Source organism: Peribacillus sp. NPDC058075, from assembly GCF_042885195.1.
Taxonomy (GTDB): domain Bacteria; phylum Bacillota; class Bacilli; order Bacillales; family DSM-1321; genus Peribacillus.
On the sequence record NZ_JBHVSL010000001.1, the window covers coordinates 819,955 to 844,977 of the forward strand.

Sequence of the window (25,023 nt, forward strand, 5' to 3'; positions counted from 1 at the left end):
TTATGGTGATGTTATATAGCATATGCTAGTCCAAAAAGTATGTATAGGTATAAAAAACAAAAAACAAACGAGGTCATCGTTTGTTTTTGTTTCATTGATAGGTTTTCAGTGTAGAATGAATCATATTCGAGAGGGAGAAGGATTCTTCTACTTTTTGTCTTGCTTTGATTCCCAAGCGTTGTCTTAAACCCACATTATCTTGAAGCGTTTTAATTTGTTTGGCAAATTCCTGTTCTGAATGTTGTGATATGAGAATCCCTGTTTCATGGTCCACAACCGCCTCTTTAATGCCTCCCACATCGACTGACATGATTGGCGTTCCTGCGGCCATCGCTTCCAGGACGACCATTGGAAAAACCTCTCTAAGAGATGTTAAAAGAAGTAAGTCCATATTGCATATAAATTCATACGGATTGGAGGCATTGCCTAGAAGCATCACTTTATGGCGCAACTTTAAGTCTTTAATCATTTTTTCTACAAATTCCCGCTCCGGTCCATCTCCAGCAATATAAAACATCACATTAGGTACGTCTTTTAACTCATTAACGATTTTTAAGAAAAGTTCATGATTTTTCTCTTTTGATAAGCGGGCTAAAATTCCCACATTGAAGGTTTCTTTAGGCTGTAATTGTTTAAAAGAAAAGTGTTCAACATCCACGCCGTTGTAAATCGTCCGAATAAGCTCCTTCCTAACACCAAGCTGAAGTAAGTTATCCCGTTCAAAATTACTAATTGCGATAATTTCTTCCACATGCTTATTCAGCACTCTTTTAAATAGAAAGGGCATCTTTTTTTCGAGGATGGTTACATTATGCTTCGTATACACCAGCTTGATATTTCTTCTGGTCAGTTTCTTGATGGCGATCGAATATAGCAGCATTCTTAAACTATTGGCATGAATGACATCGATGTGTTTTAAGCTGACTTGTTTAGTCAGTATGTTAAGATTGGCAAAGTGATTCTTTAAGCTTAAAGGGATGAATTGTTGTTTGTTATGAATTTGCTTGTACAATTCCCCTGTCGCAGCGGCAGAGTAAAACGTCATGTTTTCATCCTGGAGATGGTTTTCCAATTTGCAAAAATACATCTCAGCTCCGCCAATTATGAGTTTATCTGTAAGTAACAGGACATTGTTCATATACTCTATTTCCCTCCATTTAGTAAAGAGGCAGGCTGTGAACCTCTGTTTTTGTTGTATGCGTTATAGGCGTATTTGCTAAAATAGAAGTTAGCTTTTACAAAGTTTAATTTTTCCTGGCTTCGTAACAGCTTCCAATATCGGTAAGCAGCCTTAAATTTATTTCTTGAAGTGGAGTTACTTACAATCCGATATTTGGATAACACTTTTGGTAAGCCATGCGCTTTATATCCTTGTCGTAACAGTAACAGCCATAATGCAGTATCCTCAGGCTGAATATCCGGCATTTCGATATGCTTGATTTGCAGCCTATCCAGCATCACGGTTAAACAGCCAATTGTTGTATTTCCAATCAGATGCTTATAATCCACTTCTTTAGGTGCCTTTACTTCAACATCCAGAGACTTACCTTCTTCATCTATTAAAGAATAGGAGGTGAAAGAGAACGCTAGATTTCCCTTTTGCATAAATGCGACTTGTTCTTCCAATTTAGTTGGGAGCCATAAATCATCACTATCAAGAAACGCGATATATTTTCCTTTGGCTTCTTTAATGGCTATATTTCTTGCGCGGGCAGCTCCGACATTCTTGCTTAAGGGAATAAGTCTGATCCGTGAATCGTGCTCTGCATAGGATTTAATGATAGAAACAGAATCATCCTTTGACTGATCATCTACAATGATCATTTCCCAGTTAAAATAGGTTTGATCTTGGACAGTTTTTATCGTTTCAGGAATAAAAGACGAGCAGTTATACGAAGGAGTTATCACGGAAACTAAAGGTCTGTCATCCTTTTTGCTGTAGGTCATTACATTCCACCTCTTTTTTCTCATATACCGAAATATATTTTAAAGTTAGTGCTAAAAAGGAAAAAAATGCTTCATTAATCATGAGTGAAAGGGACATCATCTGTATTAAGAAAGCAAAAAGAGTAAGCACAATAAAGGGTTTTTCTTTATGTAATTTAGTCTTGAATAAAGTGATGATAAGCATCAATAAAAAGGAAAGGTAAAAAAGAAAACCAATGATTCCTGACTCTACTAAAACCTCAAGATACGTATTGTGAACATATAGCTGTTCATTATGCTCAAAAGCGTAATAATCGGAAAAATTAAAAGCGCCAATGCCCAAAAGGGGATTTGACATAAAGTAGTTAATCGCCTGCCCCCATAATTCAAACCTTCCGCTGCCACCGTCAGTTGAAAAGTCAGAAATGCGGCTCGTGACGATTTCATTGAGATCGATATTGATAAGAGATCCAGCAACATATATTACCCCTAAAAATAATAAGGAAACAGCTAACATTTTGATTTTTTTTGAGAAATTAGCTAACAGCATGTACAAAACGACCACCAGTACAAGCGCTAAAACACCGCCTCTTGAAAAAGTAAGAAGGGAAGTAATCATACATAGGAGGAATCCAATTGAATTTTTGAATCCCTTTAAATTGGTTAAATAATAGGAAAAAAAGATTGTGTTAAAAAAAATGAAGATGTTGGGGTCATCCAGCAAACCGATTAATCTTGGATAATCCCGGTCCAATAATAATCCATAGGATGTAATCTCAACACCTGTCGGAAATCTTCCTGTCACCTGTATCCCGATGACGTACAATAATAGGCTAATGACGTTAAAGATGATACCGACATTTGCAATCGATTTCTCAATCGCACTAAGCGTTGTTAGCTCCAATACATATCTCATGATGAAATAACAGCCAAGTACGAGTATCACCCCAAGGATGACCCGAATGCTCGATTCAGGATACTGAGAAAAAGCGCCGCTCAGGCAATAGGTGAAATAAAATAAAAGCAAAAGGATTTCATAATGATAAAGGGTATGGAAATGAAAATTCCGAAAATGAATGCAAAAGAAAACGGCTAGAAATATCATGTAAATTTTTAAAGAAAAACCGATGGAGATATTATATTTACTGAGCGTAATAAAAAATAACAAGAGAAAGACTGACCATATAGAGGTGTTTTTATTAATTAGCAATCTTTCCATTCTCTTTTTGTCTCCCATCTTGTAAATGTTCGGTAGCAGGTTTCTTTTTAATGAAGCCAACGATTAATTGCTTGATGCTCTTATCGAGCAGCAAAATTAGAGCAGTGACGAAAATGATGGTAGAAATCATGGCTATAAAAGGATACTTGGATAATAAGTTTTGCATCAGGATGAAACTAATGAAAAAGAAGGTACCATACGGCAGGATGACCTTGAAAAGGACCGCTCTTTTTTCTGGGTTGGCAGCGACATAGCCAATGAATGAGACGATTTCCATGGTAAGGACGGCAAAAGCTGAGCCGGCCACTGCATAGTTAACGCTCATAAAATAGAAGGAAGCCAAACCAACGGTAATGGTTATAAACTGGACAATTGTACGCCGGTTCTGTAATCCCCTTGTTGTGAGACCGTCAGCAATGGCAATGTTAAAGCCTTGCAGAACGATTATAAAAGCCAATATTTTTAAAGGCTGAACCGCAGATCCCCACTCGGGTCCAAATAAGATGGTGACGAGATAAGTGGCCAAGTAGAATAAGGTTATAGTCATGCACATGCCGATATAGGACATGATTTTCATTTGCAGGATATTCAATCTTGTGTGTTCTGCTAGCTTCCCTTGGTTGTATCGCTTAAATAAAAGCGGAAAAAAAGCGCCTGCGATGACCCCTGGTATTTGGTATAAAGCAGAAGGAATCCGATAGGCTACTGCAAAGAGACCGACAAGCGCTAAAGGCAGCGTTTTTTCCAGCACCAATGGACCCAATTGTGGGGTTAGCATAATAAATAACCCACTGATTAGAAACGGACTAAGATTCGTTAATAATTGTTTTTCAAAAGGAGACTTCCATTTTATTTCCGCTTTTTTCAGCAGTAAATAAAGGCTGTAAAATCCACCGGCTAAATATGAGAATCCATATAAAAAGGCTGCTAGATGAACATCCACTTTTAAACCCATACTCACCGTGGTTGAAAGGATCAACGCGAAAGAAGAGAAGATTTTTATCGACGCGATGAATTGCATCCTTTCAGTTAATTGAAAATAGGTTATCCCAATACTTTGCATCGCCAGGCCAATGACCATTGGAATCATTAGGCTATAGATCATATAAAGAATTTGTTGTTCTTGATAAAGAATATGAATGCCGGCAAAAAAAACAAAAAAGGTCAAAAGGGAGCAAACAATCCGAATCTTAATATAGGAAGAAAACGTTCTTCCTAAGTTTTCCTTTTTTGACCCTTCCCTTAAAAAAGTATTACTTGTCCCGAGGTCCGTAAAAAAATTCATGACCATGGCAAGAGCCAATGCCACACTGAAAATCCCGTAGTTCTTTGAGTTAAAATAATTTGCTAATAGAATGAGCGTGGCCGCATTTAGAACATTGGATAGAATGGTACTGTAAAATAAATGGACAATATTTTTTAAAATAGAGTTTTTCTTTGTATTCACTTTATTCGCTCCCGATTTTATGACGATAAAGTCGTTGGCTTGAGTAGTGGTGCAGGTGATTGAATTGTCTTTCTGGTTAAAGAAGGCTGATTTTGGTTTAAATAATATTCATATGTGCTCGCAAGACCCTGTTCAAGTGAATGAGCGGGGTGCCAACCCAATTTTTGAAGTGTCGTTTTATTACAGAGTAAGCTTTCTTTGATATCCCCATTTTTCGCTGGCTGATGAATAGGAGGTAAATCATGGCTGCCAAAGGATTGAATAATCGAGAATAATTGATTGATGCTTGTACTGGTGGTTGACGAGACATTGAAGGTGCCGCTTTCTTCGTATTCCAACGCTTTCAGATTGGCATCGGCTACATCCTTTACATAGATGAAATCCCTTGTTTGAGTGCCGTCTCCATAAATGACGGGCCGCTCATTTTTTATGACAAGATTAGTGAAGATCGATATAACACCGCCTTCGCCGCTAGCTGTCTGTCTTGGCCCATATACATTGCTGTATCGAAGATTCACATAATTCAAATCGTATAATTCTTTAGCAAGCTTTAGATATTCCTCTGCCGTTTTTTTTGATGCACCATAGGGTGATAATGGAGAGGTAAGATGTGATAATGTGATGGGCATGACATCAGCATCTCCATATACTGCTGCTGATGAGGCAAACACGATTTTTTTAACGGCATACTTGTGAGAAAGCTTAGCGATGTTTATCGTTCCCATGATATTGATCCTTGCATCATTCGTCATATCCGAAATGGATTGTTGTACACTTACTTGTGCAGCTTGATGAATGACATAGTCAGGCCTAAATGTCTCCATCGCATTTTCAAGCAGGACCTCATCTTCAACATTTCCAAAGAAGGGTGTGACTTTGGCCTGGATATTTCCGATAGATCCGGTAGAGAGGTTATCATATATAGCCACTTCATAATTATTACGGATTAATGTATCAACAATATGAGAACCAATAAATCCGAAGCCCCCAGTTACTAGTACTTTTTTCATTTTTCACTACCCCTTTTTTAGATTATCTAGCTCCATTACCAGTAAAGACTATGGTCAATGTTCGGAACAAAATCTTGATTTCCATAGCAATTGAGCGGTGTTGAATATAATATAGGTCGTAATGCAGCTTTTCTTTTGGTGATAAATCATATCCCCCATTTACTTGTGCCCACCCTGTTATTCCTGGTTTCACATATAAACGGTTTTTAAAGCCAGGCAAAAACTTTTCGAATTCTTTATAGAAATATTCCCTTTCAGGTCTTGGCCCGATAAGCGACATATCTCCTTTTAAAACATTAATAAGCTGAGGGATTTCATCAATCCGTGTTTTTCGTATAAAGGCTCCTATTCTAGTCACCCTGGAATCATTTGCACTTGCCCACTTAGGCCCATTTTTTTCAGCATCGATGCCCATGGAACGCAGTTTAATCATATTGAAAGGCTTCCCATCCAGGCCTAGCCTTTGTTGATAAAAAAAAGGGGAGCCAGCTGAATCAATAGGGATAAGAATGCAGAATAAAAGTAAAATAGGTGCTGTAAGTATCAGCATAAAAAACGAGATGATTAAATCCATAGTGCGCTTTATATTAAAACTAGATGATGTCGATAGTGGTTTTGTCAGGATTTCTTCCTGCCTATCGACTCTGACTTTCGAATCCACTGGTTATCCTCCCTGTATTAAGAAATGATCATTGAACCTGATATTTCAAGATTTGCCCGTTCAAATTGCATTTTCACACCGGCAATTTTCTCTAACTTGTCTCTGCCTTCTTGTATCGCTAATATTATGCCATCGCAATATTTAGCAACGATATTTGCATCAGGTTTATTTAAACTGTCAGATGTATGAAATAAAATGAGGTCAAAATCCTTCTTCCACTCTTCAATCAGTGTTGGAAGTGTCTCTAATGTTAATAAAGTTGCTGGTTCATAAATGGCTTCGCTTGTAGGTATACAAAATAGACGACCCTTTATATGTATAGCCTGTTCGTTAATATTGGGCGTCTCGTTTAAAAGCAAGTTGGTAAAACCGAATGAATTATCGATATTAAACACTTGATGCAGCGAAGGCTGGCGCAGATTAGCATCCACTACAAGGACTCGTTTACGCTGCTCAGAAAAGGCAAGTGCTAAGTATGCTGAAGCATTGGCAATATTCTGTGATTGTGAAAGAGATGTAATCATTAATATTGAATCGTCTTTATGAAGGTTGGACTCGATATTGTTACATATCGTATAAAATTGCTCTTTATTGATTTCATTTAGGTAGAAGGATTGTTTCCTATTGAATTTAATACTCACTATATTCACCCCGTTTTGTGGAAGGTAAGGTTTTATATGTTGTTTTACGTTTTCTGTTTATTCTTTTGCTATTCAAATCCATCCTCCCTAATAATGGAATTCCAAGAAGTTCAAGCTCCCTATCGGAATAGGTTGAATCATCAAAGTGCTCTCTAAGAAGTGCTAAGCCTATTCCAGCAAAAAAGCCTATTACGATCGAAATGGCTATGATGAATTTCGGCTTTGGGAAAAGCAGTTCTGCTTGTCCCATTTCATTATCATTGAGAATACTAATCTGTTTAACGTTAGTAATGTCTTTAAAATTAGATATCGAATGCCTCGCGACAGTTTGGGCGATTTCCTTTGCGGATTCAGGATTTGAATCCTTGACGGTAATCGTGATGATTTGTGAATTATCTCGATTAGTAATGGAAACTTGCTTAAGTAAGTCATAGCTAGAAGTTTTAAGATTCAATTCCTCTTTAACTCCTAACATGATTTGCGGACTTTTAATGATGTCCATATACGAAAGGGCAAGCTGTCTGTTCTCTTGAACTTTGTTTATGGAAGCTTCCTTTTCATCCATGCTTAAAGATCCTGCCAGAACTTGAGTGGAATACTGATAGGTTGGTTTCATAAGGTACATGGACGAAAAAATGATAAAACCAGTAATACAAAGGGTAGATAGAATAATGATAAAAATTCGCTTTTTTAAGATTCGTATAAAATCTTTAATTTTTACTTTTTCATTCATCGATTTCACCACTTTTTTAGAGATTGTAAGAATACGTTCACAACTTGCATAGAATTTTTATATAATGGTAAGCAATTATCCTATTTTGCGTTGTAAAGCTATGTGGTCTTTGGAAATTCCTTTTTCTTGTTTGTTTCTTGTGAAATACGATCCGAGCCTCATGCATGGTTTTTCCACGAGTAGATAGGACGCTGAAGAAAGTAAAAAAGATAAGAAAAAGGAAAATATCAATAGTAAACCGGTAGGCAGCTTGTTATAGAATAGGTACATCAATGAGAATAAGGATATAAGATGGTACAAATACAAACTATATGAAATTTTCCCGAGTAGAGTTAGCAACCTAGACCTTAAGACCGCCGAAATCTTTTGGGAACATACGCTCATGATGATAAAAATGCAAACACCGAATGAGACTACATAATCCCTAAACATATAATTGTTTAAAAAATCCACTTCGCCAATGATGCCTTCGTACATAAAACAGGTAATGGCCCCCAACAACCATACAATTTTTACAGACTTTTTCTTTTTCAAGGTATAGGAAAAAAGTACAAGTCGATATTTCGCTATTATTGCTCCCATCAAAAAAAGGGTACTGTAGTGGAAACTTAGAAGGAAGCTGGTTATATCGCCACCAGAACCAAACAAAAACAAAAAAATAGTCGACGAAAAAATTAAAACAAAAAGCCATAATAAAGAGTATTTAAGCTTTTTTCGAACAAATAAAAAAATCAGAACAGGAAATATAATCGAAATTCTCATTTCGTGAACAAGGGACCATATAACATTGTTATAGGCGTCTGTATTGTACTGCCCGATAAACAAAAGATGTCCTATTAATAAGGAAGGAGTATCCGGGCCTGTCCAAGATTTATTAAACCAGTCAGTGATATAGGGCAAATCAATTTGGCTTAAAAGCATTTTAGCCAATATAGCCATGCCTATTGCTACTAGATATGGTATATAAATTCGAAACACTCGTTTTATTAAGTATGTAGAATAGTGGAATTTAGCACTATTAACTGATAAATACAAAACAAAACCACTTAATACAAAGAATAGAATGACAGACTCATTTCCACTGCTGAAAAAAAGGCGTAAAGGAGTTTCCTTAAACAAATAAATTATGTAGGAGCTGCTTGAACCATACTGATAATCTGCATATGAAGGGTAAACCATCAAATAATGCCCGATTAACACAATGAGTGCGGCTAAACCCCTTAATGAGTCGAATTCCTCATATCTAGTCATATCCTCCTCCATATGAACCGTTTTTTTTATAATATAGCACTTGTTCTCAATAAAGTATAGTTAGTTCTCTAAAACAGACAAAAATAGACAAAAAAATATAAAGTTAACCATCATATCTTAATTTGCAGGCTCAATTAAATTCTACTGGGCGAATAAAAACTTCTGGAGAATAGTTGAAAGACGGAACACCTCATGCCAAATTTCGGAACATTGGCTAAAAAATCTGCATAAGGCTTGAGGATCAACTTGTATGATTAGAGAGGGAAGCATACAAGCAGAAGATGAGGGATACAAATACTAGAATAGATTCATAAGAAAACAATTGACATAATAATGTAAAGATGGTAAGTTCAATTTAAATATTCGTTATAAAGAACGATTTGTTCGTTAAAGGTAAGTATAAAAACTGTTATTTCTATCAAAGGATAAAAAAATAGATTTTGCTATTTAATAGATACCTGTCATTAGCTCAATTAATAATCTATAGAAGAAAGGATGATTTTTAATGCCTTTATACCAAATGAGAGAAATATGGACACCTTTAAAATTAGTTGGAGTTAAGTTTTTTAAAACAGAAGAAGGAAGTATTTTTATGAAAGTATTTAATAAACGTCGAAGAAAGTTAAAATAATTCATTATTGAATTTTATTGCGCGTTAAGCTTGTTTTTAAAATTACCAATACCTAGTTGTTTTTTTAAGAATATTGTAGAATGATGGCGGAAAATTACGAAAAATATTTTAGTTAATCATCAGCTTTTTTAAGTATAATTAACATGAATATATGGGTATGTGACTTCATAAAAGTTAGACTTACATATTTTGCGCATGATACTTAATTGGAAAATCATCATAATGTTAAATATTCTTGAGAAAAGCAAACCTGTTGAAAAATAGGGACGCAAAATTACAGGTCTAAGGCTTTGCTAAGACGGCTGTGTTACCACAAATAGGCGGAATTTGTCATGGAAGTAAACAATGATTTGGAAGAATGGGTTTATTTAATGTTAGAAGCGAAAAATTCAGGCTTGTCCATTAAAGATGTAAATGATTTTATCGTAGAAAATGGATCAAGAGAAAAATCTTACATCTTGGGATAGGCTATATGTACCTTAGGGAAGGCTGTTATACAGTCTTCTTTTTTATTTTCATTACCGGAAATTACGGTAAAAGGTATCCAGAATAAGGAACATGGCGATGATAATAAAAATGCGACCTAATTGGGGGGATTTTTATTATGGATGTACCTATTGCCTTTTTTAAGGGATTAATGTGGGGAACTTTATTCAGTGTACCGTTATGGTTATCATTTTGCGGCTGGATAAAAATAATATGGAATGTTTTAGAATAAAACCCTAATTAAATCAGATTATTAAATGAATACATAAGGATTTAATATTTGGATAATAGAATTTTATTTATATATATCATGTGTTTTAAGTTGTCTTACTTCTCTCCAGATATACGAAATATAGCAAAAAAATAGTGAATGATACTTAAACATTTTTGGTTATGTGCCGATACTACACTATAGAGATTAAGCAAAGGGACTTCGCAACAGGCGATGTCAGATAGCTGCCATCAAAATAGAAGGAGATTATTTGATGACAAAAAATAAATTCATTACGTTCGAGGAAGTTTATGAAAAGAAACAGAGAAGCAAGAAAATTTTTATTGGGACTTATATTACTATTATTTTAGTTTTGATTACATTAATGACTTATTTTATGGGACAAGCATAATATGAGGTTTATCGAAGGGGCTGAGGAATCGGTCCTTTTTGTTTTTTTTATACCCACTATTTACCTAAAACTTACTAGTATTCATTCCTAATGGATATTTCAGAAATGTTAAAATTGGGTAAATTTTTGGTCTTTAAACTAATTCCTGCTTGCCAATTCCCGCTTTATATGTGATTATCAAGTAAATGAGCTATATTCCTTATTTTTGAAAAAAGGATTAGGATAAAAGTATGAAATGGCGGCTCAATTATATATTGGAGTGGAATTTTCGCATGGATTTTTTTGATATTTTAAAAGACACTTTTGCCAAGGGTGAGTCTGGACAAGATGTTACTGTAAATGAACTTGTGGAAGAGATTAAGGAGAAATTAAGCGGGATCATTGAACATCCTGATAGTATATGATTCGTAGATACATATTCCTTATTTTGCTCGTATTATGGGCGATGGTCATCTTCTTTTTTTCCTCGCAGACGTATGAGGAGCAAAGCATTACCCCTTTTTTAACGCAGTTCAATACTCCATATTGGTATGATAAGTTAAGTGGCATTTCATTCATGTATGGAGGGGTTGAGGTGAGTGCCCAAATAGCTGGAGTAAATGGCTTTCTGGAGTTCTTCCTTCGGAAGGGTGCCCATCTTTTTATCTTTTTTGTGTTTGGGTTATTGACGTATCGTGTTTGGGGCCGTTTTGTGAAGAACCCTGTTCTTTCGTTTTCAGGCGCTCTTTTATGTGTCCTTTTTTATGCGAGTGCAGACGAACTGCATCAAAAACTAACCGGTGGCCGAACTCCCTTGTGGCAAGATGTCATGCTGGACACGTTTGGCGGTTTGCTGGGAATTTTCTTTTCTCTTTTCTTGTATCGAAGGAGAAGGCGTCAATGAATATAAGAAATCATTTCCGTTACATATAAAAAAGAAGCATGTTTAAAACATGCTTCTTTTTTATCGTTTTCCTTATATGAATGATAACTTGTGAGGGTGATGAGGGTGAGGAGTAATGACGGCTATTCTCTTGGTTATAGCTTCAGGAGCTTGTACCATTTTTCTTTTTTCGAGCGGTTCAAAAAGCGTGGTTGAAGATTTTTATGAATAGGAAAATGAGGCAGAGTTCAGGAAGTCCTGGGATCTGCTAAGTTCTGAAATGAAGCTTCGATTTCGGAATCATGCAGATTATGTCCATAATAGGTCACATGTATTTTTTCAGCATTTGGATGTGAAGTCCTTTCAGTATGATTTGCAGTCCGATACTTAAGAATGTGAAGAACTGGATTCTGGTTAGGGTTGGAGGGCAATATAAAACGGCCTATGAAATTCCAGTTACACAGGTCTTCAATTCTCGCATGAGGGTGTTTATCTTGAACAAGATAGCTATGTTTTCACAGAAAAAGGCGAATGCTGTTTGTTATGGGATTATCGGTTTAAATAGATTCCTCTCCTTTTTCAGGCTCGAGTTCGTTTTATTGAAAAGGGAGAGGCGATGCTCTCATGTATTGCCGAAAAGAGCTACTTCTCATGAAACATATTTCATTCTTGATCGATCACTGATGGCTTTCAGAATAAACATTTTGTCCTGTTTGCTTAGCATAGCCCAGCTGCCTGCTTTGATTTTCATACAAATCCACTCCTTTGGTTTAGGATTATTTATTATAGTTGATGAATGACGGTTGATGGAATTCCGGGACCAGTGAATGATTGGGGCAAGGGGAAGATGGAACTGTCAGCTCATATTAGATTATACCGTCTTTTAGTGCCTAATAAACAACAAAAATTCCAACAAATCTCTACAATTGGTGTTCGTTTTTTGTCAGAATATTGGACGGGGAAAATGAAAAAGCTGTCAGGATGCGGGTCCGGACAGCTCTTTCATTTTTTCTTATTTGATGGATAATTGTTCTTTTAATTCGGATTGAACCTTTTCTTTTTCTTCATCCGACACAATATAATAGTAGATTCCGTCGATTTTCGTTCCGTTGCCATCTATTGATGATTGGGTAATGCTTTTGCTTGCGTCCCTGTAGTTCTTTTGGATGTCCATCATGTCATCAAACGTCAAATTCGTCTGGATATTATTACCGAGTGCAGCGAAGACTTCATCGAATTTCGTCAGGGATGAAAGGCTTGCACCTTCCTTAATGACTGCTTCGATGATGGCACGTTGTCTGGATTGACGGCCGAAATCACCGCTCGGATCGTCATGTCTCATTCTTGAATAGGCAAGGGCTTCTTTTCCGTTAAGGGTTTGCTTACCTTTTGAAAAATGAATGCCATCAGATGTAAAGTCCAAATCGTTTTGAACGGTCACGCCGCCGACTGCGTCAACGATATCCTTAAAGCCTTCCATATTGATTTTCATATAATAGTCGATTGGGATATCTAGGAAGTTTTCAACGGTATCCATGGACATTTTCGCGCCGCCGAAGGCAAATGCATGGTTGATTTTATCCTGTGTTCCATGACCGACGATCTCGGTCCGTGTATCACGCGGAATGCTTAGCATTTTGACCGATTTCTTTTGCGGATTGACTGTCAAGACAATCATTGTATCTGAACGGCCTTTGTCGCCATCTCGTTCATCGACACCGAGCATGAGCATCGAGAAGGGCTCCTGATCGGATAGTGCAAGGTCCTTCGTTCGTTTATCGGTGGTACGGTCTATTGGTGTATGCATCGTGTCAACGGTTTTTGTCAGTGAATTCCATACGGAGTAGGCAAAGGCTCCCCCAGCTAATATGAATAGTAGGACAATTACCCCGACTACCTTCAGCCATGTCCGCTTCTTTTTCTTCTTTTTTTCATGTCTCATAGTTTACTTCCTTCCTCTTTTTGTAACCACTTCATCTATTATATTTAATTTCATAATAAAAGAATAGTATATTTTACTACTTTATAATACCTTTGACATATTTGGAAGCCGGTAAAAGGTTTTTTCAATGACATGAAAGTTTAATAGTTTTTTATAATTAGTTTGCATTTTCTGAAATGAATGCTGATATAGCAGGGGTTTTATAAGTTATGACTATGTAGGAGCACGCTTATAAGCCTGGATTTCATCTAGGTAAATAGTCGTAAAAATTTTCAAAGGTAGGCTGTTTTGAAAACGGTGAGTTCCAGCAACCTTTTTCAATTCCCGGTAGTGGAAGCACGGTATCCGCCACTGATCGAGATGTGTTTAGATTTGCCGTTCCGCAAAATGTTTCAGCTGAGCAGTATGCCGAGCTATATACAAAATCAGAAAAAAATCACCAGTTATTCTGTGATGTAAACGAAGTTATAGTTTGGCAAGCTGCATATGACCGTGACAAAATCCAGGCAAAGGAAAGCTCCTGTGTGGCCATTTCATTCTATATAGAGATTTGTTGATGCAACTCCGGGAAAAATTCCGGAGTTTTTTTATTGAAAAGTAAGGCCCTTTTTTCAAAGTTGAATAGAATGGAAAAAGTGATTTTTCAAAAGGGGATTTCTAGGCGTACGACGATTTCCTACAAAATGGGTGATAAGAAGAGTCCGTATTGGAAAGCAGGCGCATATATATGCAGTACGGATATCATTAAAGTATAAATAACTATTGGAGGCTAAAGGAAAAATGGCAGAGACTGTTGGTTTACCGTACCTTGATGCTTTAACAGGAAAATCGGTGAAGGTGTTTAAAGGCGGGCCTGATTCTAGAGAAGGCAGGCTTATAGGAGTATTTGGCGATTATATCGTTTTACAAACAGGGAAAGATGAACAAACTCAACTTGTGTATTACGCAAGGGATCATTTGAAAATAGTTGTCGCGAATGCGAAAAAGTCACAAGTCGATTTATTGGCCGAGGAAGATGAAACAGTATTTCCGACCAGTTTTTTAGGAGTGCTGTCAACACTTCAAACTAGCTGCATTCAAGTGAATGGCGGCGGTCCGGGATCTAAAGTTGGCCGGGTTGTAGATGTGAAAGATCAATTTTTAGTTTTATCCACGGAGAAGGATGGGCTTGTTTTATACCCGATTTCCCATATTAAAAGTGTAACAGTGATCGAACAATCAGACGAACAATTATTGCCTGAATTTGTTTATAACGGAACTGATACACTTAATGGCCTTCTGACTCGCTTAGTCCACAACTGGGTATCCGTTTTCGCTGGTGGACCTGAGAAGGTTGAGGGCATCCTGATGGAAGTGGCTGATACGTACCTTATCGTTGTGCATAATCAAGAATTATTTTATGTGCCAACTGATCATGTCCAATTCGTTGCCTTAACTGTGAGGGTAGAGGAAGAAGCTGAAGGGGAGACAGATGAAAGTTGCGAAGATGGAGGTTCGTCGGCCAGAGGTGCATCAAACGCGAATTCAGCAAATAGAAATTCAGCAAACGGAAGTAGAAAGGATGAAAGCAGTTCATCAGAAGAGAGCTCTTCATTAGTCGAAAGCTCTTCATTAGTCGAAAGCTCTTCATCAGTCGAAAGCTCTTCATCAAAAGAAAGCAGTTCTTCATATGAAAGCTCTTCAAGCTCAAGCTCAGATGAAAGATTAAGAAGACGCAGAAGTCCTCGTACAAATGCATTCAAGCAAATTTGGATTGAGAACTTAATCAAAGCTTCAAATCAAAATATCCGGTAAAGAAATACCAAACAGGTACAGCAACCAAAATCGAGTTGTTGTGCCTTCTTATGGAAGGTGGACATGCCGTTATTGCCCATGATGGATTCATTGGGGTTCAATACACCTTTGATTTATTTTTTCATTGGCAAATGTTTATGTTCAAATGCTTTTAAAATGGTCAAGCAACAACTTCTGTTTGGTTGATTTTAATGAAAAGGGGGAAGCGAAGCTTGTTAGCAAAACATATAGGCCAGTATATAGAACTGGAGCTCTCAGGGAATATACATGAAACGGGGATATTAATTGAAGCAAACTCGGACATCATCGTTTTGTATACTGGTAAGGTGTACCGTTATGTTCCATTCCGGCACATTAAGAATTTTTCTTTTCCTATGATTGATGAGGAGATTGGTTCGGGAGGAGAGCCGGAGATCGATGAGACCTCGTTCCGAAAATTACTGATGAATGCGAAGGGGATGTTTGTTGAAATCCTGCTCACGAAAAAAAACTCGGTTCATGGTTATATCGTGGGCATCATGAATAACTATTTCGTCTTTTATTCGCCAGTATTCAAAACGATGTTCATCTCGATGGATCATTTGAAGTGGCTTTCGGTTTGTAATGATGAAAAGGGTCCTTTCGGTTTGAATAAAGGGGAACAGCTGGCACAGGTTTCATCTTTAAGCTGGGCCAGGACATTGGAGGAACAGGTGAAAAAGTTAACTAATAAACTGGTGGTGCTCGACTTGGGGATGCATCCGCAGAATATCGGAATGATCAGTGCAGTGAAAGATGGCATCATTGAGATGGTGAATGCTCAAGGGGAGGCGATTCTGGTCAACATGAGGCATGTTAAAAGTTTTCATTTCCCACAATAAAGAAACTCCGGGTCTAAAGTGACCCGGAGTTATTTCTTTTTCTCGATATTTTCATAGACCGAGGCAAGAGCTTGTTCAAATTTCCCGCTCTTTTTTGGTTTGTAGTATTTTTTTCGGCGCAGTTTGTCCGGTAAGTATTGCTGCTTCACCCAGCCATTCTCGTAGTCATGCGGATAAAGGTAGCCGATGCCGCGTCCGAGTTCAGCGGCCCCTTTGTAATGGGCATCCTTAAGATGATCCGGTACATCTCCACTATGGCCGCTGCGAATGTCGGAAAGAGCTGCATCAATTGCGGTAATGGCCGTATTCGATTTAGGTGATAGGCATAACTCGATCACGGAGTTGGCAAGTGGAATCCTGGCTTCGGGAAACCCAAGCCGTTCAGCGGCTTCGACTGCAGCGAGGGCCCTGGGACCAGCCTGCGGGTTGGCGAGACCAATGTCTTCGTAGGCAATGACCACCATGCGGCGGGCAATGCAAACAAGATCGCCGGCTTCGACCAAGCGCCCTAAATAATGAAGGGCTGCATTCACATCACTGCCGCGAATAGATTTTTGGAAAGCCGATAGAACATCATAATGGGCATCTCCATCCTTGTCATGTGAGAAGCTTTTTTTCTGCATGCATTCCTCGGCAATTTGCAGATCTATATGTATCGTTCCGGACTCATCGGGTTCGGTGGAAATGACGGCGAGCTCAAGAGCGTTAAGCGCACTGCGGACATCTCCGTTCGAAGCCGTCGCGAAATGGGTAAGGGCATCAAGGCTGACATCCGTTATAAACGCACCAAGCCCGCGCTCTTCATCATGAAGTGCCCGTTCCAGAGCTTTGGTTATATCATTGGTTTCCAATGATTTGAGCTCGAAAATCTGGCACCGGCTTCGGATGGCCGGATTGATTGCATGATAGGGATTGCTGGTCGTTGCACCGATCAAGGTGATCATCCCGTTTTCAAGATAAGGCAATAGGAAATCCTGCTTCGCCTTATCGAGCCGGTGAACCTCATCAAGCAAGAGAATCACTTTTCCGGACATCTTGGCCTCGGCAGCCACGATTTCCATATCCTTTTTATTATTGGTCACCGCGTTCAGTGTCCTGAAAGCAAACTTCGTGCTTCCGGCAATCGCACTTGCAATCGAAGTTTTGCCAATTCCCGGAGGACCATACAGGATCATGGAAGAAAGCTGCTTGGCTTTCACCATCCTTGCGATAATTTTCCCTTCACCGACCAGATGCTCCTGCCCGATGATCTCATCAATCGAACGAGGCCGCATCCGGAAAGCAAGCGGTTTAATATTCATTGCGCACCTCTCCTTTTTATATAAGGTATCACAACTGATGGGGGAAATGCGCTGATTATGCTGTAAAAGAGGGTGAAATCCTATTATAGTAGTCCGTTTCGGGATATGATTTTGTGCTGTGAGATCGATAATTCGACCTAGCAGTGGACTAATTCGACCTAGCGGTGGACTAATTCGACCTACTAGTGGACTAATTCGACCTACCGACGTAATAATCCGACCTCGCCTTCTATGAGAGAATGTAATAGATAAAATCTGCCTCTAGTATGGCCGGTATGATTCAGGTTTAGTGAAAGTAATAGTTTTTTTGCACTGGAAGGGGATTGGAGTTGGAGGAAGTTTCGAAATTCCCTGTTGGTAATGGTAGGTTTGACGAGGTATAGATAATCATAAAGTGCCGAAATGTGACCATCGAGGGAAATATCCAAACAGGTACGGCAAATCCACTTTCTTGATTTCCGCTCCATGGTAAATGCATGACACTTGTCGCAGAATACTCCGGTTTGGAGGGCGGTAATCGGAATTCTATAATTCTCTAGCGGTTTAGGAATATAAGGGGTGTGACCATCAAGCAATAAATTCGATAATCGTTTCATTGCTCTAGTAGAAAGGACTGTTTCGTTATACTTGTTTTTTAATTCCTCAATTTTAAGCAGAATCCGATCCATACGTATCACTTTTCTATTAATATCCGTATTCCCTGCTCGAATGATCGTTGAAGAATTGGCACTGACTACGAGAGTTTCAACTGGAAGGTTGTTCGTTCTTCTTGTTTTTAACCAGTCTAACAAGAGTTGGCGCTGCCGACTCACTTGTAATAGGGGATCATCAAAAGCTTCGGTTTTTCCATCTAGGTTTGTACGGATAAGTTGATTGAATGCATGATCGAAAAAGATTTCACCAGCCATGTTTTTGACTTCAAGGATTAAAAGGAAAGAGGATGTGAGAATGAGGATGTCCATTTGGAAGGGAAAAGATGATCCAATAAGTCGGAGGTCATGAAAGAGTAGATACTCTTTTTCAGAAAGGGATTTAAGAGATTGGAAGACTCTGTTTTCACCGTTGTATCCAGCCTTGATTTTTTTGATATCATCAATGATTGCCGGTTGCTTCGCATGCCCAGGAGGTAAGCGTCTCATCAGAGCTTCGAGCATGTCTATTTTTAAAGGCCTCTTGCAGTTTTTAATGATCATGATAACCACTCCTTATAGATTTGAGTGAAGTATTCTCGGTTGATAAAGTGATTTCCTGTATTTTAGTGAAATTAAATGTGGCATGTAACGTACCTACGTATTAATCCGACCTATCCTTCCAATAATCCGACCGTCCAAGCGAAAGATTCGACCTATCCCCGCAATAATCCGACCGTCCAAGCGAAAAATCCGACCTAGGCGTAAATACTTCAGCTTCAAGTGAAAAATCCGTACCCTATATTCGACCGTCTGAGCGAAAATTCCGTTCTAACCCGGATGCTGTATAAAATTCGTCGGCCGATCGGTTGCATTCCTACCTCTCCAATTAGGATAATTTGACAAATGAAGGGCGGGTGAATGCATTTCCGGCGGGAATATGCTATAATTTCAAAAGAATTTAGAAACGGATAAATAATTTGAGGTGTATATGTATGAAGATATCTACTAAAGGCCGTTATGGTTTGACGATCATGATCGAGCTTGCTAAACATTATGGAGAAGGCCCGAAGAGTTTGAAATCGATTGCCCAGACGCATAATCTGTCGGAGCATTATTTGGAGCAGTTGATTGCGCCGCTTCGTAATGCGGGATTGGTGAAGAGTGTGCGCGGTGCGTATGGCGGGTATGTCCTGTCTAAAGATCCTCAGGAGATTACTTCGGGTGATGTCATTCGTGTATTGGAAGGGCCGATTACCCCTGTTGAAGGAATTGAGGATGAGGAGCCGGTGAAGCGCCAGCTTTGGATCCGGATTCGCGATGCTGTGAAGGATGTATTGGATAATACGACGCTTATGGATTTGGCGAGCTACAAGGATACGGGTGAAATCGATTCTTATATGTACTATATTTAAGTGATTAGCAATGCGCCTATTATGTGGGCGCTTGCGTTTTTTAATGGAGGCGACAAAAAAGTGGACAGAATATATTTAGATCATGCTGCGACTTCACCGATGCATCCGAATGTGATCGATAGGATGATGACGGTCATGAGCCATGACTTCGGGAATCCATCCAGCATTCATGCGTTCGGGCGGGAGGCGCGCCATGTTTTGGATGAGGCGCGTTCGAGTATTGCAGCGAGTATCGGTGCGGGGCGGAATGAAATCATTTTCACCAGCGGCGGAACCGAGGCGGATAATACGGCGATCATTGGTGTTGCGAATGCTTATAAAGAAAAAGGAAAGCACATCATTACGACGGAGATTGAGCATCATGCGGTTTTGCATACATGCCAATACCTTGAGAAGTCTGGCTTTGAGGTCACATATTTACCTGTGAATGAAGCGGGGCTTATTTCAATTGCCGATTTAAAGGCGGCATTGCGGGATGATACGATTTTGGTTTCGGTCATGTTCGGCAATAATGAGGTTGGAACGATCCAGCCGATTGCTGAAATCGGACAGCTGCTAAAGGGGCATCAAGCCATTTTCCATACGGATGCGGTTCAGGCTTATGGTTTGATCTCGATCGACGTTCGAGAGCTGGGTGTGGATTTGCTTAGCGTATCCGCACATAAAATCAACGGTCCAAAAGGAATCGGCTTTCTTTATATACGTGAAGGCTTGAAGCTGAATCCTCATTTATATGGCGGGGAACAAGAACGCAAGCGCCGTGCTGGAACGGAGAGCGTGCCTGCCATTGCCGGTTTTGCAGAAGCTGTTTTAATTGCACAAAGCACGATGGAAAAGAAAAAGGAGCAATACAAGCGTTTTAAAGACGTATTGCTTGCCGTCTTTGATGAGGCGGATGTACAATATGAAATTAACGGATCTATGGAACAGTCGCTGCCGCATGTGCTGAATGTTAGTTTTCCGGGTACGAATGTGGAATCGATGCTCGTTAATATGGACTTGGCAGGTGTTGCTGTATCGAGCGGATCCGCTTGTACTGCTGGGTCAATCGATCCGTCACATGTGCTTGTGGCGATGTTCGGGAAAGATTCGGAGCGGACGAAGAATTCGATTCGTTTCAGCTTCGGTCTGAACAACACGGAAGAGGAAGTAAGGCAGGCGGCTGAAACCACCGTTAAAATCGTTAATAGATTAGTGAGAAGATAATTCTCACTTTAAATAAATGAGGTGACAGAATGAGAAAAGCACCACAGGACACCCGCGTCGTCGTGGGTATGTCAGGAGGCGTCGATTCTTCTGTGTCAGCCCTGCTATTGAAGAATCAAGGCTATGATGTTGTCGGGATTTTCATGAAGAACTGGGATGATACAGATGAAAACGGAGTCTGTACGGCAACGGAAGATTACAATGATGTAATTGCCGTTTGTAATCAAATCGGCATCCCTTATTATGCGGTCAATTTCGAAAAGCAGTATTGGGATAAAGTTTTCACATATTTCTTGGATGAGTATAAAGCGGGGCGCACCCCGAATCCGGATGTAATGTGCAATAAGGAAATCAAGTTCAAGGCCTTTCTTGAACATGCCGTAAGCCTTGGAGCCGATTATGTGGCTACAGGTCATTACGCACAGGTTGAATACCGGGATGGCGAATACAAAATGCTTCGCGGTGTCGATAATAATAAAGATCAAACGTACTTCTTGAACCAGCTTACTCAAGAACAGTTGGAAAAAGTCATGTTTCCGCTTGGACACATTGATAAGAAGGAAGTCCGTGAAATTGCGAAAGAAGCGGGTCTTGCCACGGCAACGAAAAAGGATTCTACAGGCATCTGCTTTATCGGTGAACGCAATTTCAAAGAGTTTTTAAGCAATTACCTCCCAGCTCAGCCCGGTGATATGGTCACGATGGATGGCAAGGTCATGGGCAAGCATGACGGATTGATGTATTACACCATCGGTCAGCGTCACGGTCTAGGGATTGGCGGCAGCGGCGAACCTTGGTTTGTTGCGGGAAAAGACTTGAAGCGTAATGTTTTATATGTGTGTCAAGGCTTTGATAATGATGTGCTGTATTCCAATTCCCTTCGTGCAGTGAATGTCAGCTGGGTAGCGGAACATATACCTGCGGGTGAGTTTACATGTACGGCAAAGTTCAGGTACCGTCAAGAGGATAGCGGTGTTAAGGTGAAGGTCTTGGACAATGGTGATGTCGAAGTCATCTTTGACGAGGCAGTCCGCGCGATTACACCTGGACAAGCAGTCGTATTCTATGAAGGTGAAGTGTGCCTTGGCGGCGGTACGATTGATGAAGTATTTAAAAAAGGTGAAAAACTGACTTACGTAGGGTAAAATAAGCATGTCCCCAGCTGTGTTTGCGGTTGGGGACTTCTTTTGGATTGCGGGTATACAGCCTGAATTCGACCACTGGCTTATGCTATACTTTTTAATATAAAAATGGAGTGTGAATGGATATGGATAAGAATCAACAAGGAATTGAATTGATGCAGCAAGGGAAGTACGAAGAAGCGGCAAAGGTATTTAATGAGGCGATCGAGGAAAATCCGAATGAGCCTGTTGCCTACATAAACTTTGGGAATGTATTGACTGCCGTGGGTGAAACGGATAAAGCGGTCAAGTTTTACAAAAAGGCGATCGAGCTGGATGAAAATGCAGCAGCGGCTTACTATTCATTAGGAAACTTATATTATGAATCAGATTCTAAGCTAGTCGAAGCGAAGGATATGTTCGAGAAGGCAATCCGATTGGGACTGGATAATAGCGATGCTTACTTCATGCTTGGATTGACATTGATGGCATTAGATCAGCCTAAATTGGCGATGCCTTATTTACAGAGAACGGTGGAGCTGAGCCCTGAGGACGTTGATGCAAGATTCCAATATGCGTTATGTCTTGCGAATGCGGAACTATATGATGAATTGATCAATCAGCTGAATTTAGTTGTGGAACAGGATCCGGGCCATGCGGATGCTTATTATAATTTAGGTGTGGCGTTTGCAGGGTATCGTGAGGATGCGCAAGCAGCGATGGCTTATTTTGACAAGGCTTTGGAAGCACAGCCTGACCATATGCTTGCTGCGCACGGTAAGAAACTGTTGGAAGAAATGAATGCAGAGTAAATAAAATGCATATGCATGGAAAGGTGGGGAGAAGCGTTGAGCCAGCAAGATTCGTTGGATTTGTTTTCTGAAGAGAAAATGTTCATGAAAGGAAGTCATTTAGTGACGATCTTTCATAATGAAGAAAATATGTACTCGGTTGTAAGAATTCGTGTGCATGAAACGAATCTGAATTATGAAGAGAAGGAAGCGGTCGTAACTGGTTATTTTCCAAGGATGCATGAGGATGAGATCTATATTTTTTATGGGGCCATGAAGGAACATCCGCGTTTTGGCCTTCAATTTCATGTAGAGCATTTTCGCAAGGATCTCCCTCAATCCAAGGAAGGCATCGTCAGTTATTTATCAGGTGACCTTTTTAAGGGCATTGGGAAAAAAACAGCTGAAAGCATTGTTGAGACACTGGGTGAAAAGGCCATTTCAAAAATTCTGGCTCAGCCCTCGCTACTTGATGATATCCCGAAGCTATCCGGGGAAAAGGCAAAGGGCCTCTATGATACATTGGTCGAGCATCAAGGTCTGGAGCAGGTGATGATCGCCCTCAATCAATACGGCTTTGGTCCGCAGCTGTCGATGAAGATTTATCAAATGTATAAACAGGATACGATCACGATGGTTCAGGGAAATCCGTATAAGCTGGTAGAGGATATTGAAGGGATTGGTTTTGGACGGGCGGATGAGCTTGGGCATCAGCTGGGCATTTCCGGCAGCCATCCCGACCGAATCAAGGCTGCCTGCTTGTATACGCTTGAATCACAATGCCTCCAGGATGGAAATATCTACATAGAAGCCGAGCAGCTTTTGGAAGCGGTCAAACGGCTGCTGGAGGAAAATAAACGGGATCGCATTGAATTCACGAACATTTCCTCGGAAATAATCGAATTGACGCAAGAGGGGAAAATCGTTGTCGAGGATCAACGAATTTATCCGCCTTCACTATTTTATTCGGAAAAGGGTATCGTGATGAACATCAAGCGGCTGCTTGCTCAAACCGAGTATGAGGACCAGTTCCCCGAATCGGAGTTCTTGCTTGCACTTGGTGAGCTGGAAGAGCGATTGGATGTATCCTATGCCCCGGCCCAAAAGGAAGCGATCCAAACGGCCCTGCAATCACCCATGTTAATCTTGACAGGGGGACCGGGTACCGGTAAGACGACTGTCATCAAAGGCATCGTTGAGCTATATGCAGAGCTGCATGGCGTATCCATGGACATTAACGATTATAAAAAAGAAGGAAGCGATCCATTTCCATTCGTTCTTGCGGCTCCTACTGGCCGGGCAGCGAAACGTATGGCGGAATCGACTGGGCTCCCCGCTGTTACCATCCACCGTTTGCTCGGGTGGAACGGGAGTGAAGGCTTTTCCCATGATGAGGATAATCAGCTGGATGGCCGTATCGTAATCATCGATGAGGTTTCCATGGTGGATACGTGGCTGGCCCATCAATTGTTTAAAGCTCTGCCGGAAAATGTCCAAGTGATATTGGTTGGCGATGAAGATCAGCTGCCATCTGTTGGCCCTGGGCAGGTTTTAAAGGATTTGCTAGCATCGAATTGTGTACCGACTGTCAGTCTGGAACATATTTATCGACAAGCCGATGGCTCGTCGATCATTGAATTGGCCCATGAAATCAAAAAAGGAAGGCTTCCGGATGATGTTACGAAACAGCAAGAAGATCGATCGTTCATTCGCTGCCAAACCGGTCAAATCGCCCAAGTAATCGAGAAAGTCGTTGCCAATGCCAGGACGAAAGGCTTCACGGCCAAGGATATACAGGTGCTTGCTCCCATGTATAGAGGACCTGCGGGGATTGATGCACTGAATAAAATGCTACAGGAAGTGTTCAATAGCAATGCGGATGAAAAGCGGCGGGAAATAAAATTCGGAGACGTAATATACAGAACGGGAGATAAGGTGCTTCAACTGGTGAACCAGCCAGAGGAGGGTGTCTTTAATGGAGATATGGGAGAAATCGTGTCCATATTGTTTGCTAAAGAAAATACCGATCATGTCGATAAAGTAATCATATCGTTCGAAGGCATCGAAGTGACATACACGAAGCAGGATTTGAACCAGATCACACATGCCTATTGCTGCTCCATCCATAAATCGCAGGGAAGCGAATTCCCCATTGTCATTTTACCTGTAGTGAAAAGCTATTATCGGATGCTCCGACGTAATTTATTGTATACGGCGATTACGCGCAGTAAAAATTTCTTGATCCTTTGTGGTGAGGAAGATGCATTCCGTTTAGGGATCGAGCGTAATGATGAGATGCGCCGCAAAACGACTTTGCGTGAAAAGCTGAGGGGAATTTTGAGTGAAGAAGTAATGCCGGCGGAAAAGGGAGAGGTACCTCAACAATCAAGTTATCTTGATGTTCTCATGCATGCTGACCCGATGATCGGGATGGAGAATGTCACGCCTTATGATTTTATGTAACGGGTTCTTTT

23 protein-coding genes and 1 riboswitch are annotated in these 25,023 nt (G+C 40.0%); of the genes, 11 read left to right on the forward strand and 12 right to left on the reverse strand.

Going from position 1 to position 25,023, the window contains the following annotated elements:
• Positions 1–91: 91 nt before the first annotated feature.
• The 9 genes from ACFVS1_RS04125 to ACFVS1_RS04165 form a co-directional block, all read right to left on the reverse strand.
• Positions 92–1,138 (reverse strand): glycosyltransferase family 4 protein, encoded by a 1,047-nt coding sequence (locus ACFVS1_RS04125; RefSeq protein ID WP_387545232.1) that lies wholly within the window; start codon positions 1,136–1,138, stop codon positions 92–94.
• Positions 1,139–1,143: 5 nt separating this feature from the next.
• Complete coding sequence (locus tag ACFVS1_RS04130; RefSeq protein ID WP_387545233.1) at positions 1,144–1,947, reverse strand: glycosyltransferase family 2 protein; 804 nt, start codon at positions 1,945–1,947, stop codon at positions 1,144–1,146.
• Positions 1,925–3,145 (reverse strand): O-antigen ligase family protein, encoded by a 1,221-nt coding sequence (locus ACFVS1_RS04135; RefSeq protein WP_387545234.1) that lies wholly within the window; start codon positions 3,143–3,145, stop codon positions 1,925–1,927. The genes ACFVS1_RS04130 and ACFVS1_RS04135 overlap by 23 nt, the downstream gene beginning before the upstream one ends.
• Positions 3,126–4,592, reverse strand: a complete 1,467-nt coding sequence (locus ACFVS1_RS04140; RefSeq protein ID WP_387545235.1) for an oligosaccharide flippase family protein — start codon at positions 4,590–4,592, stop codon at positions 3,126–3,128. Before ACFVS1_RS04140 ends, ACFVS1_RS04135 begins: the two co-directional genes overlap by 20 nt.
• Positions 4,593–4,609: 17 nt before the next feature.
• Entirely contained in the window at positions 4,610–5,602 is a 993-nt protein-coding gene (locus ACFVS1_RS04145; RefSeq protein ID WP_352919665.1) for an NAD-dependent epimerase/dehydratase family protein, read from the reverse strand.
• 22 nt (positions 5,603–5,624) lie between these two features.
• The gene (locus tag ACFVS1_RS04150) at positions 5,625–6,176 is read right to left on the reverse strand and encodes a sugar transferase (RefSeq protein WP_352920838.1); all 552 of its coding nucleotides are present in this window, start codon (positions 6,174–6,176) and stop codon (positions 5,625–5,627) included.
• A 104-nt stretch (positions 6,177–6,280) separates the two neighbouring features.
• Positions 6,281–6,904 carry a CpsD/CapB family tyrosine-protein kinase gene (locus ACFVS1_RS04155; RefSeq protein ID WP_352919668.1) on the reverse strand — a complete coding sequence of 208 codons (624 nt, stop codon included), beginning with the start codon at positions 6,902–6,904 and terminating at the stop codon, positions 6,281–6,283.
• Positions 6,894–7,637, reverse strand: a complete 744-nt coding sequence (locus ACFVS1_RS04160; RefSeq protein WP_352919670.1) for a YveK family protein — start codon at positions 7,635–7,637, stop codon at positions 6,894–6,896. The genes ACFVS1_RS04155 and ACFVS1_RS04160 overlap by 11 nt, the downstream gene beginning before the upstream one ends.
• Positions 7,638–7,712: 75 nt before the next feature.
• Positions 7,713–8,888, reverse strand: coding sequence for an acyltransferase family protein (locus tag ACFVS1_RS04165; protein WP_387545237.1), 1,176 nt, complete (start codon positions 8,886–8,888; stop codon positions 7,713–7,715).
• Positions 8,889–9,752: 864 nt separating this feature from the next.
• Positions 9,753–9,834: riboswitch (cyclic di-GMP riboswitch) on the forward strand.
• Between the two features lie 17 nt (positions 9,835–9,851).
• Between ACFVS1_RS04165 and ACFVS1_RS04170 the strand changes: the two genes are divergently transcribed.
• The 3 genes from ACFVS1_RS04170 to ACFVS1_RS04180 all read left to right on the forward strand — a co-directional run bounded on the left by ACFVS1_RS04170 (position 9,852) and on the right by ACFVS1_RS04180 (position 11,511).
• The gene (locus ACFVS1_RS04170; RefSeq protein ID WP_387545239.1) at positions 9,852–9,986 is read left to right on the forward strand and encodes an anti-repressor SinI family protein; all 135 of its coding nucleotides are present in this window, start codon (positions 9,852–9,854) and stop codon (positions 9,984–9,986) included.
• Between the two features lie 914 nt (positions 9,987–10,900).
• A complete protein-coding gene (locus tag ACFVS1_RS04175) occupies positions 10,901–11,032 on the forward strand; it encodes a YwzD family small protein (protein WP_284702806.1) in 132 nt (43 codons plus the stop codon).
• Positions 11,029–11,511, forward strand: coding sequence for a VanZ family protein (locus tag ACFVS1_RS04180; RefSeq protein WP_387545240.1), 483 nt, complete (start codon positions 11,029–11,031; stop codon positions 11,509–11,511). The genes ACFVS1_RS04175 and ACFVS1_RS04180 overlap by 4 nt, the downstream gene beginning before the upstream one ends.
• 991 nt (positions 11,512–12,502) lie before the next feature.
• Here the strand turns inward: ACFVS1_RS04180 and tagU are convergent.
• Positions 12,503–13,432 (reverse strand): polyisoprenyl-teichoic acid--peptidoglycan teichoic acid transferase TagU, encoded by a 930-nt coding sequence (gene tagU, locus ACFVS1_RS04185; RefSeq protein WP_387545241.1) that lies wholly within the window; start codon positions 13,430–13,432, stop codon positions 12,503–12,505.
• 590 nt (positions 13,433–14,022) lie between these two features.
• Between tagU and ACFVS1_RS04190 the strand changes: the two genes are divergently transcribed.
• The 3 genes from ACFVS1_RS04190 (at position 14,023) to ACFVS1_RS04200 (ending at position 16,086) form a co-directional block, all read left to right on the forward strand.
• The gene (locus ACFVS1_RS04190) at positions 14,023–14,187 is read left to right on the forward strand and encodes a hypothetical protein (RefSeq protein ID WP_387545243.1); all 165 of its coding nucleotides are present in this window, start codon (positions 14,023–14,025) and stop codon (positions 14,185–14,187) included.
• A gap of 25 nt (positions 14,188–14,212) precedes the next feature.
• Positions 14,213–15,226, forward strand: coding sequence for a hypothetical protein (locus tag ACFVS1_RS04195; RefSeq protein ID WP_387545244.1), 1,014 nt, complete (start codon positions 14,213–14,215; stop codon positions 15,224–15,226).
• A gap of 212 nt (positions 15,227–15,438) precedes the next feature.
• Positions 15,439–16,086, forward strand: coding sequence for a DUF2642 domain-containing protein (locus tag ACFVS1_RS04200; RefSeq protein WP_352919690.1), 648 nt, complete (start codon positions 15,439–15,441; stop codon positions 16,084–16,086).
• 29 nt (positions 16,087–16,115) lie between these two features.
• Here the strand turns inward: ACFVS1_RS04200 and ACFVS1_RS04205 are convergent, their stop codons facing one another.
• Together ACFVS1_RS04205 and ACFVS1_RS04210 are read right to left on the reverse strand one after the other, a co-directional pair.
• Complete coding sequence (locus ACFVS1_RS04205; RefSeq protein ID WP_387545245.1) at positions 16,116–17,387, reverse strand: replication-associated recombination protein A; 1,272 nt, start codon at positions 17,385–17,387, stop codon at positions 16,116–16,118.
• A 200-nt stretch (positions 17,388–17,587) separates the two neighbouring features.
• On the reverse strand, positions 17,588–18,580 hold the full coding sequence (locus ACFVS1_RS04210) for a nuclease-related domain-containing protein (protein WP_387545246.1): 993 nt from the start codon (positions 18,578–18,580) through the stop codon (positions 17,588–17,590).
• Positions 18,581–19,011: 431 nt separating this feature from the next.
• On the opposite strand from ACFVS1_RS04210, the gene cymR reads away from it, so the two are divergent.
• The 5 genes from cymR (at position 19,012) to recD2 (ending at position 25,012) form a co-directional block, all read left to right on the forward strand.
• Complete coding sequence (cymR, locus tag ACFVS1_RS04215; protein ID WP_034308657.1) at positions 19,012–19,431, forward strand: cysteine metabolism transcriptional regulator CymR; 420 nt, start codon at positions 19,012–19,014, stop codon at positions 19,429–19,431.
• Between the two features lie 60 nt (positions 19,432–19,491).
• The gene (locus tag ACFVS1_RS04220) at positions 19,492–20,637 is read left to right on the forward strand and encodes a cysteine desulfurase family protein (protein ID WP_387545247.1); all 1,146 of its coding nucleotides are present in this window, start codon (positions 19,492–19,494) and stop codon (positions 20,635–20,637) included.
• A gap of 29 nt (positions 20,638–20,666) precedes the next feature.
• A complete protein-coding gene (gene mnmA, locus ACFVS1_RS04225) occupies positions 20,667–21,782 on the forward strand; it encodes a tRNA 2-thiouridine(34) synthase MnmA (protein ID WP_352919702.1) in 1,116 nt (371 codons plus the stop codon).
• A gap of 122 nt (positions 21,783–21,904) precedes the next feature.
• The gene (locus tag ACFVS1_RS04230) at positions 21,905–22,570 is read left to right on the forward strand and encodes a tetratricopeptide repeat protein (protein WP_387545248.1); all 666 of its coding nucleotides are present in this window, start codon (positions 21,905–21,907) and stop codon (positions 22,568–22,570) included.
• 36 nt (positions 22,571–22,606) lie between these two features.
• A complete protein-coding gene (gene recD2 / locus ACFVS1_RS04235; RefSeq protein ID WP_352919707.1) occupies positions 22,607–25,012 on the forward strand; it encodes an SF1B family DNA helicase RecD2 in 2,406 nt (801 codons plus the stop codon).
• The last annotated feature ends 11 nt before the right edge of the window (positions 25,013–25,023 follow it).